Origin of the sequence: Mesorhizobium sp. GbtcB19, from assembly GCF_019091085.1 — a bacterium.
Classification (GTDB): Bacteria; Pseudomonadota; Alphaproteobacteria; order Rhizobiales; family Rhizobiaceae; genus Mesorhizobium.
This window is the reverse complement of sequence record NZ_JAGXJY010000005.1, coordinates 237,902-253,526: the sequence shown is the minus strand read 5'-3', so window position 1 is coordinate 253,526 and position 15,625 is coordinate 237,902. Positions and strand designations below refer to the sequence as shown.

23 protein-coding genes and 1 pseudogene are annotated in these 15,625 nt (G+C 63.4%); 12 read left to right on the top strand and 12 right to left on the bottom strand.

The window, feature by feature from the left end; translation table 11 throughout:
* Window positions 1–193: 193 nt before the first annotated feature.
* On the top strand, window positions 194–586 hold the full coding sequence (locus tag KVT37_RS12205; protein WP_217573082.1) for a lysozyme inhibitor LprI family protein: 393 nt from the start codon (window positions 194–196) through the stop codon (window positions 584–586).
* 65 nt (window positions 587–651) lie between these two features.
* Here the strand turns inward: KVT37_RS12205 and KVT37_RS12200 are convergent, their stop codons facing one another.
* A complete protein-coding gene (locus KVT37_RS12200) occupies window positions 652–870 on the bottom strand; it encodes a 4-oxalocrotonate tautomerase family protein (protein WP_217573081.1) in 219 nt (72 codons plus the stop codon).
* Window positions 871–1,114: 244 nt separating this feature from the next.
* The gene (locus tag KVT37_RS12195) at window positions 1,115–2,032 is read right to left on the bottom strand and encodes a polyprenyl synthetase family protein (RefSeq protein WP_217573080.1); all 918 of its coding nucleotides are present in this window, start codon (window positions 2,030–2,032) and stop codon (window positions 1,115–1,117) included.
* A gap of 128 nt (window positions 2,033–2,160) precedes the next feature.
* Between KVT37_RS12195 and KVT37_RS12190 the strand changes: the two genes are divergently transcribed.
* The 3 genes from KVT37_RS12190 (at window position 2,161) to KVT37_RS12180 (ending at window position 3,938) form a co-directional block, all read left to right on the top strand.
* The gene (locus tag KVT37_RS12190; protein ID WP_217573291.1) at window positions 2,161–2,868 is read left to right on the top strand and encodes a transglycosylase domain-containing protein; all 708 of its coding nucleotides are present in this window, start codon (window positions 2,161–2,163) and stop codon (window positions 2,866–2,868) included.
* 154 nt (window positions 2,869–3,022) lie between these two features.
* On the top strand, window positions 3,023–3,205 hold the full coding sequence (gene rpmF / locus KVT37_RS12185; protein WP_006203806.1) for a 50S ribosomal protein L32: 183 nt from the start codon (window positions 3,023–3,025) through the stop codon (window positions 3,203–3,205).
* 331 nt (window positions 3,206–3,536) lie between these two features.
* Entirely contained in the window at window positions 3,537–3,938 is a 402-nt protein-coding gene (locus tag KVT37_RS12180) for a hypothetical protein (protein WP_217573078.1), read from the top strand.
* Between the two features lie 168 nt (window positions 3,939–4,106).
* Here KVT37_RS12180 and KVT37_RS12175 read toward each other — a convergent pair whose 3' ends face one another.
* On the bottom strand, window positions 4,107–4,625 hold the full coding sequence (locus tag KVT37_RS12175; RefSeq protein ID WP_217573076.1) for a helix-turn-helix domain-containing protein: 519 nt from the start codon (window positions 4,623–4,625) through the stop codon (window positions 4,107–4,109).
* Window positions 4,626–4,715: 90 nt separating this feature from the next.
* On the opposite strand from KVT37_RS12175, the gene KVT37_RS12170 reads away from it, so the two are divergent.
* The 4 genes from KVT37_RS12170 (at window position 4,716) to KVT37_RS12155 (ending at window position 7,112) form a co-directional block, all read left to right on the top strand.
* Window positions 4,716–5,543 carry an alpha/beta fold hydrolase gene (locus KVT37_RS12170; protein ID WP_217573074.1) on the top strand — a complete coding sequence of 276 codons (828 nt, stop codon included), beginning with the start codon at window positions 4,716–4,718 and terminating at the stop codon, window positions 5,541–5,543.
* 97 nt (window positions 5,544–5,640) lie between these two features.
* Window positions 5,641–6,297, top strand: a complete 657-nt coding sequence (locus KVT37_RS12165; RefSeq protein ID WP_217573072.1) for a glutathione S-transferase family protein — start codon at window positions 5,641–5,643, stop codon at window positions 6,295–6,297.
* A gap of 6 nt (window positions 6,298–6,303) precedes the next feature.
* Window positions 6,304–6,639, top strand: coding sequence for a helix-turn-helix transcriptional regulator (locus KVT37_RS12160; protein ID WP_217573070.1), 336 nt, complete (start codon window positions 6,304–6,306; stop codon window positions 6,637–6,639).
* Between the two features lie 11 nt (window positions 6,640–6,650).
* Window positions 6,651–7,112, top strand: coding sequence for an SRPBCC family protein (locus KVT37_RS12155; protein ID WP_217573068.1), 462 nt, complete (start codon window positions 6,651–6,653; stop codon window positions 7,110–7,112).
* A gap of 28 nt (window positions 7,113–7,140) precedes the next feature.
* Here KVT37_RS12155 and KVT37_RS12150 read toward each other — a convergent pair whose 3' ends face one another.
* The 4 genes and pseudogenes from KVT37_RS12150 to KVT37_RS12135 form a co-directional block, all read right to left on the bottom strand.
* Window positions 7,141–7,530 (bottom strand): hypothetical protein, encoded by a 390-nt coding sequence (locus KVT37_RS12150; protein WP_217573066.1) that lies wholly within the window; start codon window positions 7,528–7,530, stop codon window positions 7,141–7,143.
* A 104-nt stretch (window positions 7,531–7,634) separates the two neighbouring features.
* Window positions 7,635–7,910: a helix-turn-helix transcriptional regulator gene (locus tag KVT37_RS12145; protein ID WP_217573064.1), complete on the bottom strand. Its 276-nt coding sequence runs from the start codon at window positions 7,908–7,910 to the stop codon at window positions 7,635–7,637.
* Between the two features lie 31 nt (window positions 7,911–7,941).
* Window positions 7,942–9,246, bottom strand: a pseudogene (locus tag KVT37_RS12140) (MFS transporter); the annotation flags it as partial.
* A gap of 24 nt (window positions 9,247–9,270) precedes the next feature.
* Window positions 9,271–9,465 carry a DUF1192 domain-containing protein gene (locus KVT37_RS12135; protein ID WP_059189946.1) on the bottom strand — a complete coding sequence of 65 codons (195 nt, stop codon included), beginning with the start codon at window positions 9,463–9,465 and terminating at the stop codon, window positions 9,271–9,273.
* 113 nt (window positions 9,466–9,578) lie between these two features.
* Here KVT37_RS12135 and KVT37_RS12130 point away from each other — a divergent pair, with 113 nt between their 5' ends.
* The 3 genes from KVT37_RS12130 (at window position 9,579) to KVT37_RS12120 (ending at window position 12,081) form a co-directional block, all read left to right on the top strand.
* Window positions 9,579–10,589, top strand: coding sequence for an NAD(P)H-quinone oxidoreductase (locus KVT37_RS12130; RefSeq protein ID WP_217573061.1), 1,011 nt, complete (start codon window positions 9,579–9,581; stop codon window positions 10,587–10,589).
* A 300-nt stretch (window positions 10,590–10,889) separates the two neighbouring features.
* Window positions 10,890–11,030 (top strand): DUF1127 domain-containing protein, encoded by a 141-nt coding sequence (locus KVT37_RS12125; RefSeq protein ID WP_071074868.1) that lies wholly within the window; start codon window positions 10,890–10,892, stop codon window positions 11,028–11,030.
* Window positions 11,031–11,385: 355 nt separating this feature from the next.
* The gene (locus KVT37_RS12120; protein ID WP_217573059.1) at window positions 11,386–12,081 is read left to right on the top strand and encodes a DUF1013 domain-containing protein; all 696 of its coding nucleotides are present in this window, start codon (window positions 11,386–11,388) and stop codon (window positions 12,079–12,081) included.
* A 72-nt stretch (window positions 12,082–12,153) separates the two neighbouring features.
* On the opposite strand, the gene KVT37_RS12115 is transcribed toward KVT37_RS12120, so the two are convergent.
* The 3 genes from KVT37_RS12115 to KVT37_RS12105 all read right to left on the bottom strand — a co-directional run bounded on the left by KVT37_RS12115 (window position 12,154) and on the right by KVT37_RS12105 (window position 13,673).
* Entirely contained in the window at window positions 12,154–12,873 is a 720-nt protein-coding gene (locus tag KVT37_RS12115) for a YafY family protein (RefSeq protein WP_027166621.1), read from the bottom strand.
* A gap of 16 nt (window positions 12,874–12,889) precedes the next feature.
* Entirely contained in the window at window positions 12,890–13,300 is a 411-nt protein-coding gene (locus tag KVT37_RS12110; RefSeq protein ID WP_217573057.1) for a hypothetical protein, read from the bottom strand.
* A 208-nt stretch (window positions 13,301–13,508) separates the two neighbouring features.
* Complete coding sequence (locus tag KVT37_RS12105) at window positions 13,509–13,673, bottom strand: hypothetical protein (RefSeq protein WP_217573055.1); 165 nt, start codon at window positions 13,671–13,673, stop codon at window positions 13,509–13,511.
* A gap of 185 nt (window positions 13,674–13,858) precedes the next feature.
* Between KVT37_RS12105 and KVT37_RS12100 the strand changes: the two genes are divergently transcribed.
* Window positions 13,859–14,038 carry a hypothetical protein gene (locus KVT37_RS12100; protein WP_217573305.1) on the top strand — a complete coding sequence of 60 codons (180 nt, stop codon included), beginning with the start codon at window positions 13,859–13,861 and terminating at the stop codon, window positions 14,036–14,038.
* 3 nt (window positions 14,039–14,041) lie between these two features.
* On the opposite strand, the gene KVT37_RS12095 is transcribed toward KVT37_RS12100, so the two are convergent.
* Together KVT37_RS12095 and KVT37_RS12090 are read right to left on the bottom strand one after the other, a co-directional pair.
* Entirely contained in the window at window positions 14,042–14,779 is a 738-nt protein-coding gene (locus tag KVT37_RS12095; RefSeq protein WP_217573053.1) for an SGNH/GDSL hydrolase family protein, read from the bottom strand.
* Between the two features lie 65 nt (window positions 14,780–14,844).
* Window positions 14,845–15,585: a thioredoxin family protein gene (locus KVT37_RS12090; protein WP_217573051.1), complete on the bottom strand. Its 741-nt coding sequence runs from the start codon at window positions 15,583–15,585 to the stop codon at window positions 14,845–14,847.
* Between the last annotated feature and the right edge of the window lie 40 nt (window positions 15,586–15,625).

Genomic DNA, 15,625 nt, shown 5'->3' with positions numbered 1-15,625 from the left:
GATTTACATTAAGATTTCGTTGGTGGCGGGTGGCTCTCTTTAGTTATCGGCATCGGTTCGACCTGCCTGCTCAACATATCGTGTCCGACGCGCCGACGGGCCCGCCTTGTTGCCAATCCGAGGCGAATGTTAGCTTGCCAGAACCAGACATACCCAAACCTGCATTCAGGTTTGTGATCAAGAAAGTGCCTTCATGCTCCGATATGCTTGCATTCTCGGCATTGCCGCGATGGCAACCACTCATCCCGCGATTGCCCAAAGCGATGCCGAAATGAAGGCGTGCATCGACCGGTCCGCCGGCGTCACCGAGGCGATGCTGGATTGCGGGAAAGCCGAGATCGACAAGTTCGATGCCAGGCTGAACGCGGCCTACAACACCCTGATGCAGCGCGAACATGGCTCCGAACGGGCGCGGTTGCAGCGCGAGCAGCGCGCCTGGCTGAAACATCATCTGCAGGAAACGAAGCGCCTCGCCGCCGATCCCAACAACGGATCGGCGGCCTTCCTCGACTCGCAAGGGTTTGAACTGGACGATTTGAGCGCACGCACGGCCGAGCTCGAAAAGCGTGTCCAGCAGAACCCGTAGCCGCGGAACCGCGACATCGTTTCAGGCCTCGGCGCAATCGTGGATTGCCACACTGGCCTCCTAGATCAATCAGTGTCCTTCGCCCGATAGGCGTCGGGAATGACGAAGACTTCGTCGGCGCGGCCGTAGCCGCCATCGGCGACTTCCTCGATCAGCACCATGGTGTAGGGACGCACGCCTTCACCGAAATACTCGACTAACATCTGCGTGGTCTTGTGGACGAGGTCTTCCTTCTGCGCTTTGGTGAGGGCGGCCTGCGGCGTCTTGAAGTTGGCAAAGGGCATCTTCCCCGGTTCCTTTTCGGGTTGGGTTTCACGGCACGGGACAAAAGGAAATCGGCGAGGCCGTCATCGGCCGGATCGAATTCCGTTCGGCGTCCGGATATAGATTGCCGCGAATGACGGATAATCACGCCGCCATCGACAGCAGTATTCGGACAGCGCGAACAATCGGACCGTTGTCGGCGCTTTCCCCCAGGCTGAGCTGTGACGATCGGATAGGGGCCGGGCTGAGGTCGTTTGCCTTGGCTCAGCTGTTGCGAGTCGCCACGAAAGTCGCGGCGGCTTTCAGCAACTGCGCCTCTTCGCCATAAGGCTCGAGCAGCGCGTACGCCTGGTCGATGAGGCCATGGAGCTGGCCGCGCGCCCAGTCGGGGCCGTGCAGCGCGGCAAGCGTCGCCTTGCCGGCGGCGGCGTCCTTGTTCGTCGCCTTGCCCATCTGCTTGGCGTCGGCGGTGAGGTCGAGCAGGTCGTCGGCGAGCTGGAAGGCAAGGCCGATCGCCGAGCCGAACTCGGCCAGCCGCTCGCGGTCGGCGGACGGCGCGCCGGCGACGATCGCACCGGCCTCGCAGGCGAAGCGGATCAACGCGCCGGTCTTCATCGCCTGCAAGGTGATGATGCCGGCCTCGTCCGGCCGTTCGCGTTCGGCTTCAAGGTCCAGCATCTGACCGCCCACCATGCCGCCGGGGCCGGCTGCGCGGGCGAGCGCGAGAACAAGTGCTGCCCGGCGTTCGGCCGAGAGCGCGGTCGCCTCGTCGGCGATGATGTCGAAGGCCAATGTCAGCAGCGCGTCGCCGGCTAGGATCGCGGTCGCCTCGTCGAAGGCCTTGTGCACCGTCGGCTGGCCGCGGCGCAGATCGTCGTCGTCCATCGCCGGCAGGTCGTCATGGATCAGCGAATAGCAATGCACGCATTCCAGCGCCGCGGCGACGCGCAGCGCGGCGTCATTGTCGGCCGAAAACAGCGCGGCACTTTCCAAGACCAGAAAAGGCCGCAGCCGCTTGCCGCCATTGAGCACGCCATGGCGCATGGCCGCCATCAGGCGCTCCGGCCGCGCGATCTCGCCCAAAAGCGGACGCGCGTCGAGGATGCGCCGCAGCTCGGCCTCGATGGCGGCGGCGCGCAGGAAAAGCGCGGATTCGAAGGCGATCTGGTCGTCTTTGCTCATGGCCGGGAGCGGTAGCCGACACTCAGACATTGCGCAAGCAGGCGCGCGCCTTTATGCCGGAGAGGGCGAGGCACGGGTGGGACGGCTTGACGGAACCGATCGTCGAATATGAAAGCGAAGGGCTGGACATGGCGCGACGTCGGCGCCTGAACCGCGCCGGTGTGAAGCGCATCGCCCGGCGCTGCCTGGTCGTGGCGCTGGTGTTGGCGGCTATACCGGTCGTGCTGACCTTCCTCTATTTGCCATCCTTCGTGCACCCGGTTTCGACCCTGATGATCAAGGACCTCGTGACCTTCTCCGGCTACGATCGGCGCTGGGTGTCGATCGACGACGTGGCGCCGGTGCTGGCGCATTCGGTGATCATGTCGGAGGACGGTCAGTTCTGCTTCCATCGCGGCGTCGATCTCGGCGAGTTGCGCGGCGTGGTCGACGACGCGCTGGCCGGCGAGGCGACGCGCGGCGCTTCCACGATCACCATGCAGACGGTGAAGAACCTTTTCCTGTGGTCGCGGCCGCTGGGCAGCGTGCGCAAGGTGGTCGAGCTGCCGCTGGCGGTCTATTTCGACGCGGTGATGTCGAAGCGGCGGATCATGGAGATCTATCTCAACATCGCCGAATGGGGGCCGGGCATCTACGGCATCGAGGCCGCCGCCCAACACCATTTCGGCGTCTCGGCCAAACAATTGTCGCGGCGGCAGGCGGCGCTGCTTGCCGTCAGCCTGCCCAATCCGATCGCGCGCAATCCGGCCAAGCCGGGACCGGGATTGCGGCGGCTGGCCTCGCTCATCGAGCGACGCGCCAGCCGATCCGGTGCCTATGTCGGATGTCTTGACTAAGCCGTCGCAGCGCCGGCTCAAAAAAATTCGCGGGCGACGCTGGCCAAAAGGGCGCAAGGCGTGTATAGGCACCCGACTTTCTCAGATTATGGCCTCGATGCGGCCCTTTCGCGAGGGTTGCCGGGGCATTTTGACCATGTAGTGGAGCATATCCATGGCCGTTCCAAAAAGAAAAACCTCTCCGTCGAAGCGCGGCATGCGCCGCTCGGCCGACGCCCTCAAGGCCCCGACCTATGTCGAGGACAAGAATTCCGGCGAAATGCGCCGCCCGCATCACATCGACCTGAAGACCGGCATGTATCGCGGCCGCCAGGTGCTGGAGCCGAAGGAAAGCTGAGAAGCTTCCACGGTATTTGACGTTTCAAAAGACCGGCCTCTGGCCGGTCTTTTTGCGTTTGGCGCCGGCGGCGTTCGGAGTTGACCGCTCGCGTTGCCGATGGCTAGACCGGTTCACCGTTTCACAGAAACGGCGAACCGCTCTATCTCCTTGTTCTGACGCAATTCCGGACGGAAAACCGCTCACACTTTTCCTGGAATTGCTCTAAGCAAACGGCTGACATCGTTATTTCATTAGGTCTTACAGCGTGTTCGCCGCCGCCAGCGAAAAACCTTGACGGCGCGCTTGCCGCGGATTTTACAAGAGGGGGTGCCCCATTGGAGTCGCCCAGATGTTCGGTGCCATCCCGCTGCTGATCGTGCCCTTCGTCCTCTATAATCTCGGCCTGCTCGGATTGTTCGGCGGCGGCGACGATCCCTGGATGACGGAAATGTTCTCGTTTCGCATGATGTCGGGCGGCGTCTTCTCGATGACGCTCGGCGACCTGATGGTGCTGATCGGGCTGATCTTCCTGTTCATCGAGATATCAAAATCGGTGCGCACGACCAACGCATCGATCCTGGATCATCTGTTGTCGACGCTGGTCTTCATCGCCTTCCTGGTCGAGTTCCTGCTGGTGAAGGGCGCGGCGCATTCGGTGTTCTTCACGCTGATGGTCATCGCGCTTTTCGATGTGCTGGCCGGCTTCTCGGTGTCGATGCGGTCGGCGAGTCGCGACATCAACCTAAACTGAGGGATGTGCCGATATTCAGGTGAGGCCGGCCTGCGAACGACGCCTTCCTGCGCTTCCGGTGCTCACGTACTTTAAGTACGCTCCGCTCCGGTTCTCGGAAGCCATCGTTCTCGACTCGCCCTGACCTGAATCTCGGCACATCCCACAGCGCTGCGCCTACAAGCGTTGTCACGCCGTGGCGGACTCGGCCTTCCGCGCTACTACGTCCTCATAGGCCGCCCGCAATTGCTGGCGCACGGTTGGCGTGTTCGGCGGCGTCTTTGACGGCGCGCCGAGATGCTCGTGGCGCAGCTCGTCCATGAATTGCTCCCATAGCGGCGGACCGCCCTTCTCGAGCAGCTCGGCGCGGATCGACAATTCTTCCGTGACCGGCAGCCAGACCCGCCCCCAGGCGCCGAGCTGCGCCATGATCGGCACCAGCGTGATGGCCATCTCGGTCAGGCTGTAGATTGCCTTCTGCTTGTGGCTGGGGTCGTCGGCCTTGGTGAGCATGCCCAATTCCATCAGCCGCTTCAGCCGGTCGGCCAGGATGTTGGAGGCGATGCCTTCCAGCGAGAAGTTGAGCAACTCGCGGAAATGGCGTTTTCCGCCAAAGATCATGTCGCGCAGGATGATCAGGCTCCAGCGGTCGCCAAAGACCTCGAGCGACAGATTGATCGGGCAGCCGGACCGACGGTCGATGCTCATGGCACTCTCTCCAGAAAAACCAGTTGCATTATGATATCGGTTTGATTATCGTGCAACTGATTGCAAAATGCAATCGGATTGGAGGAGCCTATGGCGATGTCGATACAGCGCCCGGAAGTCGTTTCGCAGACATTCGGCGATCCGGCCGATCCGGCAATCCTGCTGATCATGGGTGCCATGGCCTCGATGCTGTGGTGGCCGGAAGACTTCTGCCGGCAACTCGCCGGGCGCGGCCGCTTCGTCATCCGCTACGACAACCGCGATACCGGCCTGTCGACGAAATATCCGCCGGGTGCGCCGCCCTACAAGTTCGAGGACATGGTGGACGATGCCGTCCGCGTGCTCGACGACCATGGCGTCGCCAAGGCGCATGTCGCCGGCATGTCGATGGGCGGCATGATCGCGCAGAACGTGGCGCTGAAATATCCCGAATGCGTCAGCGCGCTCACAGTAATCTCAAGTTCGCCGCTCGGCGTGGATACGTCCGGCCTGCCGGGAATGACCGAGGCCTACAGGGAACATTCGGCACAGGGCGGTGACGTCGACTGGTCGAACCGGGGGCGGGCGCTCGACTTCATGGTCAAGGATGCCCGCGCGATCGCCAGCACGCTGCATCCTTTCGACGAGAAACGGACGCGTGCGATGATCGAGGAGGATTACGACCGCTCCGGCGGCCTCGCCAGCGCAACCAACCATTTCCTGCTCAAGGGCGGCGGTCCGCAGCGCACGGTGCGGGACCTGATCGTGCCGCTGCTCGTCATCCATGGCAGCACCGATCCGCTCTTCCCGGTCGAGCATGGCGAAGCGCTGGCCAAGGCCGTTCCCGGCGCCAGGCTGGTGCGGATCGAAGGCGGCGGTCACGAATTGCATCGCAACGACTGGCCGCAAATCGTCGAAGCCATCGCAGCCCACGGGTAGCTCTGACCAGAAGCCGTCTTGACTCAAACCGTTTGCGACAATAGTGAAGCAGTTACTTCAGTATTGATCCGATCGCCAAATGCGAAAGAGAGCCAGAATGTCCCTGACGCTGCATTTCCATCCGCTGGCATCCTTCTGCTGGAAGCCGCTGATCGCGTTCTACGAGAACGACACGCCCTTCGAGCCGGTCATCGTAGACCTTGGCGATGAAGCCTCGCGGGCAGCCTTCCTGAAGGTCTCGCCGACCGGCAAGATGCCGGCGCTGCGTGACGATGCGCGGGACCGCACCGTGCTGGAATCCACGATCGTGGTCGAATATATCGCCGCGCATTATCCCGGGCCGGTCGAGCTCATCCCTGGCGATACCGATCGCGCCCTTGAGGTCCGCCAGGCCGATCGCTTCTACGATTTTTATGTGCAGCACCCGATGCAGAAGATCGTCGGCGACAGGCTGCGGCCACAGGACAAAGTGGACCCGTTCGGCGTCAAGGAGGCCCGCGCGCAGCTGCGCAGTTCCTACGCCATCATCGAAGAGGAGATGGCGGGGAGAACCTGGGCGGTGGGCGAAACCTTCACCATGGCCGATTGCTCGGCGTCGCCGGCGCTGTTCTACGCCAACAAGGTCGAGCCGTTCGGCGACAGGTTTCCGGCCGTGAAACGATATCACGACCGGCTGCTCGCGCGTCCGTCCTTCGCCCGCGTCATCGACGAAGCGCAGCCCTATTTCAAGCTCTTCCCCTACAACGACAGCTGACCCGCGATGCTGCACGATCCCGCCCAGCTCGACCTGATGTTCCAGGCGCTCGCCGATCCCGCGCGGCGGCAGATGGTGGACCGCCTGTCGCGCGGGCCGGCATCGGTCAGCCAGTTGGCGGAGCCGCTGGCGATGTCGCTCTCGGCCGTCGTCCAGCATCTCAACGTGCTCGAGGCGAGCGGCCTGGTGAGGACCGAGAAGGTCGGACGGGTGCGCACCTGCCAGATCGAACCGCAGGCGCTGAGGGCAGCGGAGAACTGGATCAACGAGCGGCGGCTGGCCTGGGAGCGCCGGCTCGATCGCCTCGGCGATTTCCTGGCTGAAAGCAAAGACCAAACCTGAAGGGACCAGTCATGAGCGAACGATCCGTCGTCCATTCCACCTTCGTCATCGAGCGGGTCTATCCGGTGGCGCCTGAAAAAGTCTTTTTCGCGCTGAGCGATGCCGAGGCCAAGAAGCGGTGGTTCTTCGATCCCGACAACCCCATGCCCAGCCGGCATGAAATGGATTTTCGTGTCGGCGGCAAGGAGGTGAACGCCGGCTGTCCCAGCGATGGGCAGATGCATTTCTACAACGCCGTCTATCAGGACATCGTGCCGAACCAGCGCATCGTCTACAGCTACGAGCTCTTGTTCGGCGAAACCCGGGTCTCGGTGTCGCTTGCGACGATAGAGCTTATCGCCGAAGGCAAGGGAACGCGACTTATCCTGACGGAGCAGGGCGCCTTCTTCGACGGCATCGATATACCGGCCACGCGCGAGCACGGCACCGGCGAACTGCTCGACGCACTCGGTGTGGCCCTGGCCGCGAACTGAGTTTCGAGCTGTCGGCGTCGGTCGCGGTCTATGGCGTGATCAGCTTTTCGCGCCCCTGCGGCTCCACCATCTTGAGCAGGGTTTTTGGTCCGTCGGCGTCGAGGATGACGTAGCTCTCGTCGTCGCCGCCAACGAAACTCAACCCGGCGCTGGCGCTCGAGGCGGCGATCTTGACCGAGGGCTGGCCATCCTGCGTGATAAGGCGGAGCAGCACCGTCTCCGGCTGCCCTTCCTTTGCCGGCAGGACCGAAATGCTGGAGCGCACCCGACCCTGACCGTCGACGATCTGCAGCCCGCTGCCGCGCAGAATGCCCGGTTGGTCCTGCGCACTCACGGGCAGGATCTGCGTCAAGACTACCCCGGCAAGCAAAAGCAGATTGATCGCCGTCAGGGCGCCAAGAAACGTCTCGCGTCGCATCGGTTGTTCCTCCAAGAGCAATTCCAGGAAACCGCAGCGAATTTAGTCCGCAATTGCGTCAGACGGATATTGGAGCGGCTTCATCGGTCCGAACCGCTCCACAGTTATTCCCCCGGCGCTGTCTCCCAGAACTGGTCGAGCCAGATGTTGAGCCTGAGGAAGCCGCCGCTGCTGACAGTATAGACGCGCCTTGTGCCTTCGGCCTTTGCCTTGACCAGGCCGGCGTCGAGCAGGACTTTGAGATGTTGCGAAACGGCCGGGCGCGAGACGGGCAGTCCGGCCGCCAATTCGTTCACCGTCTTCGGGCCGCGCCGGAGTTCTTCCAACAGATAGCGCCGGTTGGGATCGGCGATCGCCACGAAGGCATCGGAAAAGATCATGCCTTATTTGTGGGGCAAAGTTTTCCAAATCTCAACCGTCGGTTTCAACCTTTCTGCGCGGATCGAGCCGCGTGGCCTCGGGCGTGACCGCGCGGTCTGCGGGTTGCGTCTTGAAGGCATCGCGGTTTTCGATCGGCACCGGCGCGCGGGCGCGGATGCGCAGCAGCGTGTAGCCGGCGAGGCTGAGATGCGCGAGCGCGGTTGCAAGAAAGAGGCCCTCCGGACGCACCGAGCCCATCAAGGCGGCGGCCAAGAGCGGGCCGATCATCGTGCCGAAGCCGTAGAGCAGGAGCAGGCCGCCGGAAACCTTGACGAAGTTCTCGGGACGGGCGTGGTCGTTGGCATGCGCGACGGCGATCGAATAGAGCGTATAGGCGAAGCCGCCATAGGCGGCGGTGAGCACGATGACGAAGACACCCGAGCGGGGCGCTATCAGGAAGATCAGCACCGCGACCAGAGCTGCGCCGAAGGCCGCGCCCGCCAGCACGAAGCGGCGGTCGGTTGTATCCGACAAGCGCCCGGCCGGAAGCTGCATGGCGGCGCCGGAAACGACGACAAGGCTCATCATCAGTGCGATCTCGGCGGTCGAGATGCCGATGCGGGCGCCATAGACCGCACCCAGCGTGCCCCAGGCGCCATTGGCGATGCCGATCAGAAGGCAAGCCACCGCCGACACCGGCGAATTGGCGTAGAGGCTTTTGACATCGAGCTTGACGTCCTGCAGCGGCTTCGGGGTCGATTGGGTAGAAACCGCGGTCGGGATGAGCGAGAGGCAGAACAGGATGCCGGTGATCATGAACAGCGAGGCCGACCGCACGTCGCCGCCGGCGACGATCATCTGGCCGCCCATGATCGAGGCATAGGTGACCATCATATAGAGGCCGAAGACAGTGCCGCGGTTCTCGTTGGTGGCCTTCTCGTTCAGCCAGCTTTCGATCACCATGAAGGCGCCGGCCATGGTGAAGCCGGTGAAGGCGCGCAAAAGGATCCAGAAATACTCGTCGATGATGAGGCCGGTGAGCAGCGCGATGATCGCGCCCGACGCCGCGAAGGCGCCAAAGGCCCTGACATGGCCGGCGCGGCGCACCAGCCGCGGCGCGAAGAAACAGCCGGCGACGAAGCCGCCGGCCCAGGCCGTGCCCATCAGGCCGAGCGATGCGGTCGAAAAACCCTCGATCTGACCGCGCAGCGGCAACAGCAGGCCGTGCAGGCCGGACGCCGCGAGCAGGAAGGCGGTACCGCGCAGCAGCGAGAGGATCGGTCGGTAGGTTGCAAACATCGCTTGATCCTGGTTCGGGCGCGGGGGTCTGAAAACAGGCGTATTGGGGCTTTTCGGCGGCGGTCTTGCGCGCCGACAAAATTATCCGCGGCGGAACAAGGCGTCGGCGGCGGATTTGGTGGCGCCCTTGGCGGCCCGCTCGGCCTCCAGCCTGGCGATCTCGTCGCGCAGCAGCGCGATGCGCTCCGACAATTCGTCGACGGACAGCAGCGACAGATCCTGGCCGATCTCGTGCGGGCGGGGCTTTTTCCTGGGTTCGTCGTCGAAGATCGCCATCGTCGCTCCTCCCTTACTTGGCCATTTGCCTGATTTGGCAATCAGCATACATAGGGCAGGGGCGCCGATGCAAACCACGAGCGACGGCACAGATTCGAGGAGACGGGAAAGCCATGGCTAACAATCACCAGATTCCGGCGAAGATGACGGCCATCGCGATCTCGCAGCCCGGCGGCCCCAGGGTGCTGAAGCCGGAAACCCGCGACGTGCCCGTGCCCGGCCCCGGGGAAGTGCTGATCCGGGTGCACGCTGCCGGTGTCAACCGGCCGGACGTGCAGCAGCGCAAGGGCGCCTATCCGCCGCCGCCCGGCGCGTCCGACCTGCCCGGCCTCGAAGCGTCGGGCGAAATCGCGGCGCTCGGCGACGAGATATCGCGCTGGCGCATCGGCGACCGGGTCTGCGCGCTGACGCCCGGCGGCGGCTATGCCGAATATGTCAAGGTACACGCCGGCAGCGTGCTGCCGCTGCCGGCGGGCTTCACCCATTCGGAGGCCGCGGCGGTGCCGGAAAACTACTTCACCGTCTGGCACAATGTGTTCGAACGCGGCGGGCTGAAGAAGGGCGAGACGCTGCTTGTCCATGGCGGCTCGTCCGGCATCGGCACCACCGCCATCCAGCTCGCCTCGGCCTTCGGCGCCTACGTGATCACCACCGCCGGCAGCAAGGAGAAATGCGACGCCTGCCTGAAGCTCGGCGCCGACCGGGCGATCAACTATCGCGAGGAGGATTTCGTCGCGGCGGTCAAGGATGCGACCGGCAAGAAGGGCGCCGACGTCATCCTCGACATGGTCGGCGGCGACTATGTCGGGCGCAACTACGATGCCGCGGCCGTCGAAGGACGCATCGTCCAGATCGCGGTGCAGGCCGGCGCCGTGGCCAGCGCCGACTTTTCCAAGATCATGGTGAAGCGGCTGACCCATACCGGCTCGACGCTTCGCCCGCGCACCGTCGAGTTCAAGGCGGCGATCGCGGCTGCGCTGGAGGCGCAGGTGTGGCCGCTGCTCGGCACGCGCAAGGTCGCCCCGGTCATGGACATGATCTTCCCGCTGACCGAGGCCTGGCGGGCGCATGAGCGGATGGAAGAGGGCGAGCATATAGGCAAGATCGTCCTCGACGTCGGCTAGGACGGGTCGGTATTCAGGTGAGGCCGGCCTGCGAATGGCGGCGTTCTGCGCCTCCGGTGCTCTCGTACTTTTAGTACGCTCCGCTCCGGTTCTCGGACGCCACCATTCTCGGCTCGGCCTGACCTGAATCTCGACCCATCCCGGGGTCGGCGCATGTCCCCATTCCAAGCTGAACGAAGGCTTAATGCTGCAATGCACAAAACGCATTGCGGCCATGCAAAAGCGTCCGTTCAATTCTTGTGCAGGCATGCCTATTTACGCGGCATCAAACGATTTCATCAAATGACTGGAGAAACTGAAATGAACCCGATCCGTGCTTTCCGTAAGTGGCGCATGTACAACGAAACCGTGCGCGAGCTGAACAAGCTCAATGCCCGCCAGCTGAGCGATCTCGGCATCAACCGCGCCGACATCGAGCGTATCGCCCGCCAGGCGGTGTAATCAGACCCGGCTCGGCCGCAAGGCCGGGCTGGACAGGCAAGCCAGAGCCGTCGAGACGCTTGCTTCGTTTCCGGTTCCAAGCCCGCTGGACCTCGTCCAGCGGGTTTTGTCTTTTTGGGGCTGTTTCAATGCATGTCGCCCAAAAGTGTGCAGCGGTTTTGGGAAAACGACATGCACAAACAAATACCTAAAGCGCGTCGCCTGAATCCGCTTCGGCGCGACGCACTTTAGGTCCTTTCCCAAAAACATTGCGAAAATTTGAGGGAGCGTTTATACAGGCCGCGAATTTCCCATTTTGGTGGCTCTAAAACCACCGCCCGCGCGGGAACGCGGGCGAACGAGAAGGATTTTTGATATGGCCAATTCGCTGCTGATGCCCAAGGCGACCGCCGTCTGGCTGGTCGACAACACCGCGCTCTCCTTCGAGCAGATCGCGCAGTTCTGCGGGCTGCATCCGCTCGAGGTCAAGGCGATCGCCGACGGCGAGTCGGCGCAGGGCATCAAGGGCATGGACCCGATCATCACCGGCCAGCTCACCCGCGACGAGATCGCGCGCGGCGAGAAAGACATCAACCACCGGCTCAAACTGTCCGACCCCAAGGTTCGTGTGCCGGAATCGAAGCGCAAGGGTCCCCGCTACACGCCGCTTTCGAAGCGCCAGGATCGTCCGAACGCCATTCTCTGGCTGGTGCGCAACCATCCCGAGCTCAAGGACGCGCAGATCTCCCGTCTGGTCGGCACGACCAAGTCGACGATCGAGCAGATCCGCGAGCGCAAGCACTGGAACTCGGCCAATCTGCAGCCGATGGATCCGGTGACGCTCGGCCTCACCTCGCAGATCGATCTCGACCTCGAGGTCAACCGCGCCTCGCGCGGCCGCGAGCCTGCACAGCCCGTCGGCGATACGCTGCTGCCCGCGGCGCTCACCGAACGGCTGGTGCCGGCGCCCGAGAAGCCGAAGGACGAGGATCAGGAACTCGACGCCAACGCCGTCTTCGCCAAGCTTTCGGCGCTCAAGTCGAAGGACAAGGACGACGACGAGCAGGAGTAATCCTGGCAAAATCCCAATAAAAAAGCCCGCTCGAAGCGGGCTTTTTTATTGGACGATGGCTTGGGAGGAAAGTCACGTCCGCGCGGCACGGTCGGGCGCCATGCCGTAATCCTCCGAGCGCTCGACGGCGCGGTAGAAATCGGCGAGCTGCTTGCCGCGCTCCGGCTTGAAGATGCGGCCGGCAATGACGACCGAGGCAATGCGGTCGATGCGGAAGGCGCGGAAATCGTCGCGCATCTCGCACCAGGCGACCAGGGTCCAGACCTTGCCCCAGAACCACAGGCCCAAGGGTCTGATGTCGCGCGCGGTGCCGCGGCCAGCCTCGTCGGAATAGTCGATGGTCAGCACCTGACGCTTCTCGACGGCGCGCTCGATCAGGTCGATGGCTTCACGCGCGGCGTCGCTCACCACCCACATCGGCGTGTGGATCTCGGTACGGGCGATGCGGTCCTTCTCGGTATCGGGCAGCACAGCGCCGATCTTGACCAGCGCCTCGTCGGCGGCCCTTGCCATTGCGGCACCGCCAAAGGCCCGCACCATGCGGGCGCCGGCAACCAGCGCCACGATCTCGTCACGCGTGAACATCAGCGGCGGAAGATCGAAGCCTTCCCGCATCATGTAGCCGACGCCGGCTTCGCCGTCGATCGGCACGCCGGTCGACTGCAGGTCGGCTATGTCGCGGTAAATGGTGCGCTCGGAAACCTCGAGCCATGTGCCGAGCTTCTGCGCGGTGACCAGCCGGCCACCCCGCAAATGCTGCACGATCTGGAAAAGCCTGTCGGCGCGACGCATCTGTTTCTCCCCGGGGTTACGGCCTCAGCCCTTCGCGCTTGCGCTGCGCGGCAACGAATTTCGCCCCGAAGGACAGTTTGCCCGTGGTCGGCGTCTTGGCATCCAGCACACGCCAGAACGGCGCGATATCGCTCAGCGCCATGCCGCGCTCAAGATCCTCATGAGCGGCCTCGGCGACAGTGCGAAGGTGATAGCCGATCGTCACCGGGCATGTCACTTCAGCGCCATGCTCGACGGCCAGAGCGGTGCGCAGCGCACGAACGTCCATCTCCACCCCCTCGGGGATCGAGCGGATGAAGTCGTCGACCTGACGCGCGGTCGGCACCAGCATCGATTGGCCCTCGACGACATCGCCGACCGTGCGCGGCGACGGCTTGATGCCGTTGCTGCCCGGGGTGTTCAACCTGTCGTTCCAGCTTTTCACCATACGCGGATTACTCCGGATAGTCGGTTCATGTTCGTTGCTGTCAGGATCGAAGCCGCTCCAATTACCGCATGCCTCCTGACAACATACTGTCAGGAGGTTGCGGCGAAGCTACCGGCAAACAAAGGCTTCTTTCCCTAAACTCGACGTCACTGGCTGCCGTTACATCTGGGCGCGTTGCCGCCATAATCCAAGTCGCGCCGCCAAAATTTCAGTTTTCGCGCACGCGACCGCTGTAAAGGTCGGGCCAGCCGATGTCCTTGCGGATGTCCGCCGGCAAGGTGTTCAGAAAACGCTGGGTGCGGATTTCGTTGCGCACCGTGCGGATCCTGCCGACATAGTGCTGCACGCTGCGCAGGATGGTGAAACCGTTCATGACCTGACTCCTCTCTTTTTGATGAGGAGAGTATCTCACACCCCTCCTGACAGCAGTCTGTCAGGATGTTGGCAGGGGCGCGGGAAAGGTGTCGAAAGGCCTGCGTAGAGGCCTGGGGGACCGACGTTTTGTCAGGAGTGTTCAGCGCGAGACGCTCCCCAGAACGGCTTTGACAGGGGCGGGCATTGCTGGTCAAAGGCGGCATGACGAAACTGCTCGCCCTTGTCATCTGCGGCATCATGCTGGTCCAGATCATCAAGCCGCTGGGATGGCCGGGGCTGAAGCGGCGCGGCGATTTCTGGAAGCTGGCGCTGCTCGCCATGGCCGCGATATCGCTGGCGGCGGTGCTTGGCCATTTGACCTGAATCTCAGCCAGCCTTATGCGAGCTTTCCTCGCCCAGCACGAAGTCCAGCAGATGCTTGGCCCAGGCGCGATAACCTGCCGCCGAGGCATGAAAGCCATCGGAGGCAAAGCCGGCCTCGGGATTGGTGATCGGCAGGCGCGCGGCGGCGATTGCGCCGCGCTCGTTGCAGAGGCGCACGCCCATGCGGTTTATCTCGCCGGCGCGGATTTCGAGGATTTTGCCGAGCAGTGGCGGCATTGCCGGGGCGCGGGTGAATTCCAGCACCGGCGACCAGATCACGCGCGCTTCCGGCCATTTGGCGCGCAGTGCGTAGAGCAGGCCGCCGAACTCCTTCTTGAAGCGCGGCACGGCGTGAAAGTTCTTGGTATCGTTGGTGCCGATGGCAAGCACGATATGCGTCCATGGGTCGGCCGACAGGTTGGGCAGGACATAGTCGCGGATCTGCCCGGATGTCGCCGAATTGAACCCGGCGGCGCGCCAGTGCACGGCGCGGCCGGTCCGCCCGGCGACAAGGCCGGCAAGCTGCGCGGCAAGTCCGTATTCGGACTGTTCGATACCGACCGACGCAGCCGAGGAATCGCCCAAAACCAGCAAGGAGATGGTCGGGGCATTGCCCGCGATCTCATGCATGACCGGGCCCTGCGCCGGCAGCATGCGGCTGGTGCGGCGGCGCACGCCAAGCCCCTGCCAGACATAGACCGGGAAGGCGAGCCAGGTGAGAAGGGCAAGCAGGCGCTGCATGGCGGTTCCGTTAGCGTGACCTGAAAGCCATTAGCGCATGTTTCAGCCGGCGTGAACGAGGCTGATTACCCGCAGCAGTCCGGCCGGTCCCCGGTCTTGTCCTGGTACTCGTCGTGGAGATGCACCCAGTCCACCAGGTTGTGATAGGGGCCGGTCTCGTCGCGGCCCTTCGGCGTCATGTCCAGATAATGATAGGCGCCGATCAGCGCGTCGCCGCCGCGGGCGCGCGACATGAAGGTGAGGAAGACGTCGCCGCACTCGTTGCGATAAAAGACGCTGGTGCCGGGCAGGTCTTTCGACCGCAACGGACGCTTTTCGAAATTGTAGGTGGTCTCGCCGGCGGCGATCTGCCTGTCGGTGAAGGAGACCTGCAGGTCGAAGTTGAAGTCGGACGCATAGGACGACACCCAGGCGAACTTCCAGCCCATGCGCTGCTTGTAAGGCAGGATCTCGGCCAGCGGCGCGCGTGCGACGACGACCAGCGATACGTCATGATGTTTCAGATGCTGATTGGCGCCGTCGATATGGTCGGCCAGGAACGAGCAGCCCTGGCAACGGTGATCGCAACCCGGCGTCATCATGAAATGATAGACGATGAGCTGGCTCTTGCCGGCGAAGAGGTCGCCAAGGCGCTTCGGCCCCGCTTCGCTCTCGAAGACGTAATCCTTGCGCAGCTTGAACCAGGGCAATTGGCGGCGCTCCGCGGCGACAAGGTCGCGGAAGCGCGTCAGCTCCTTCTCGCGCTCGAGGTGCTGCCGGTGCGCCTCGAACCAGTCTTCGCGTGAAACCACGGCATTGCGTTGCATGACCATCTCCTGTCCTCTCCTGCCAAGGACGTTCGACATG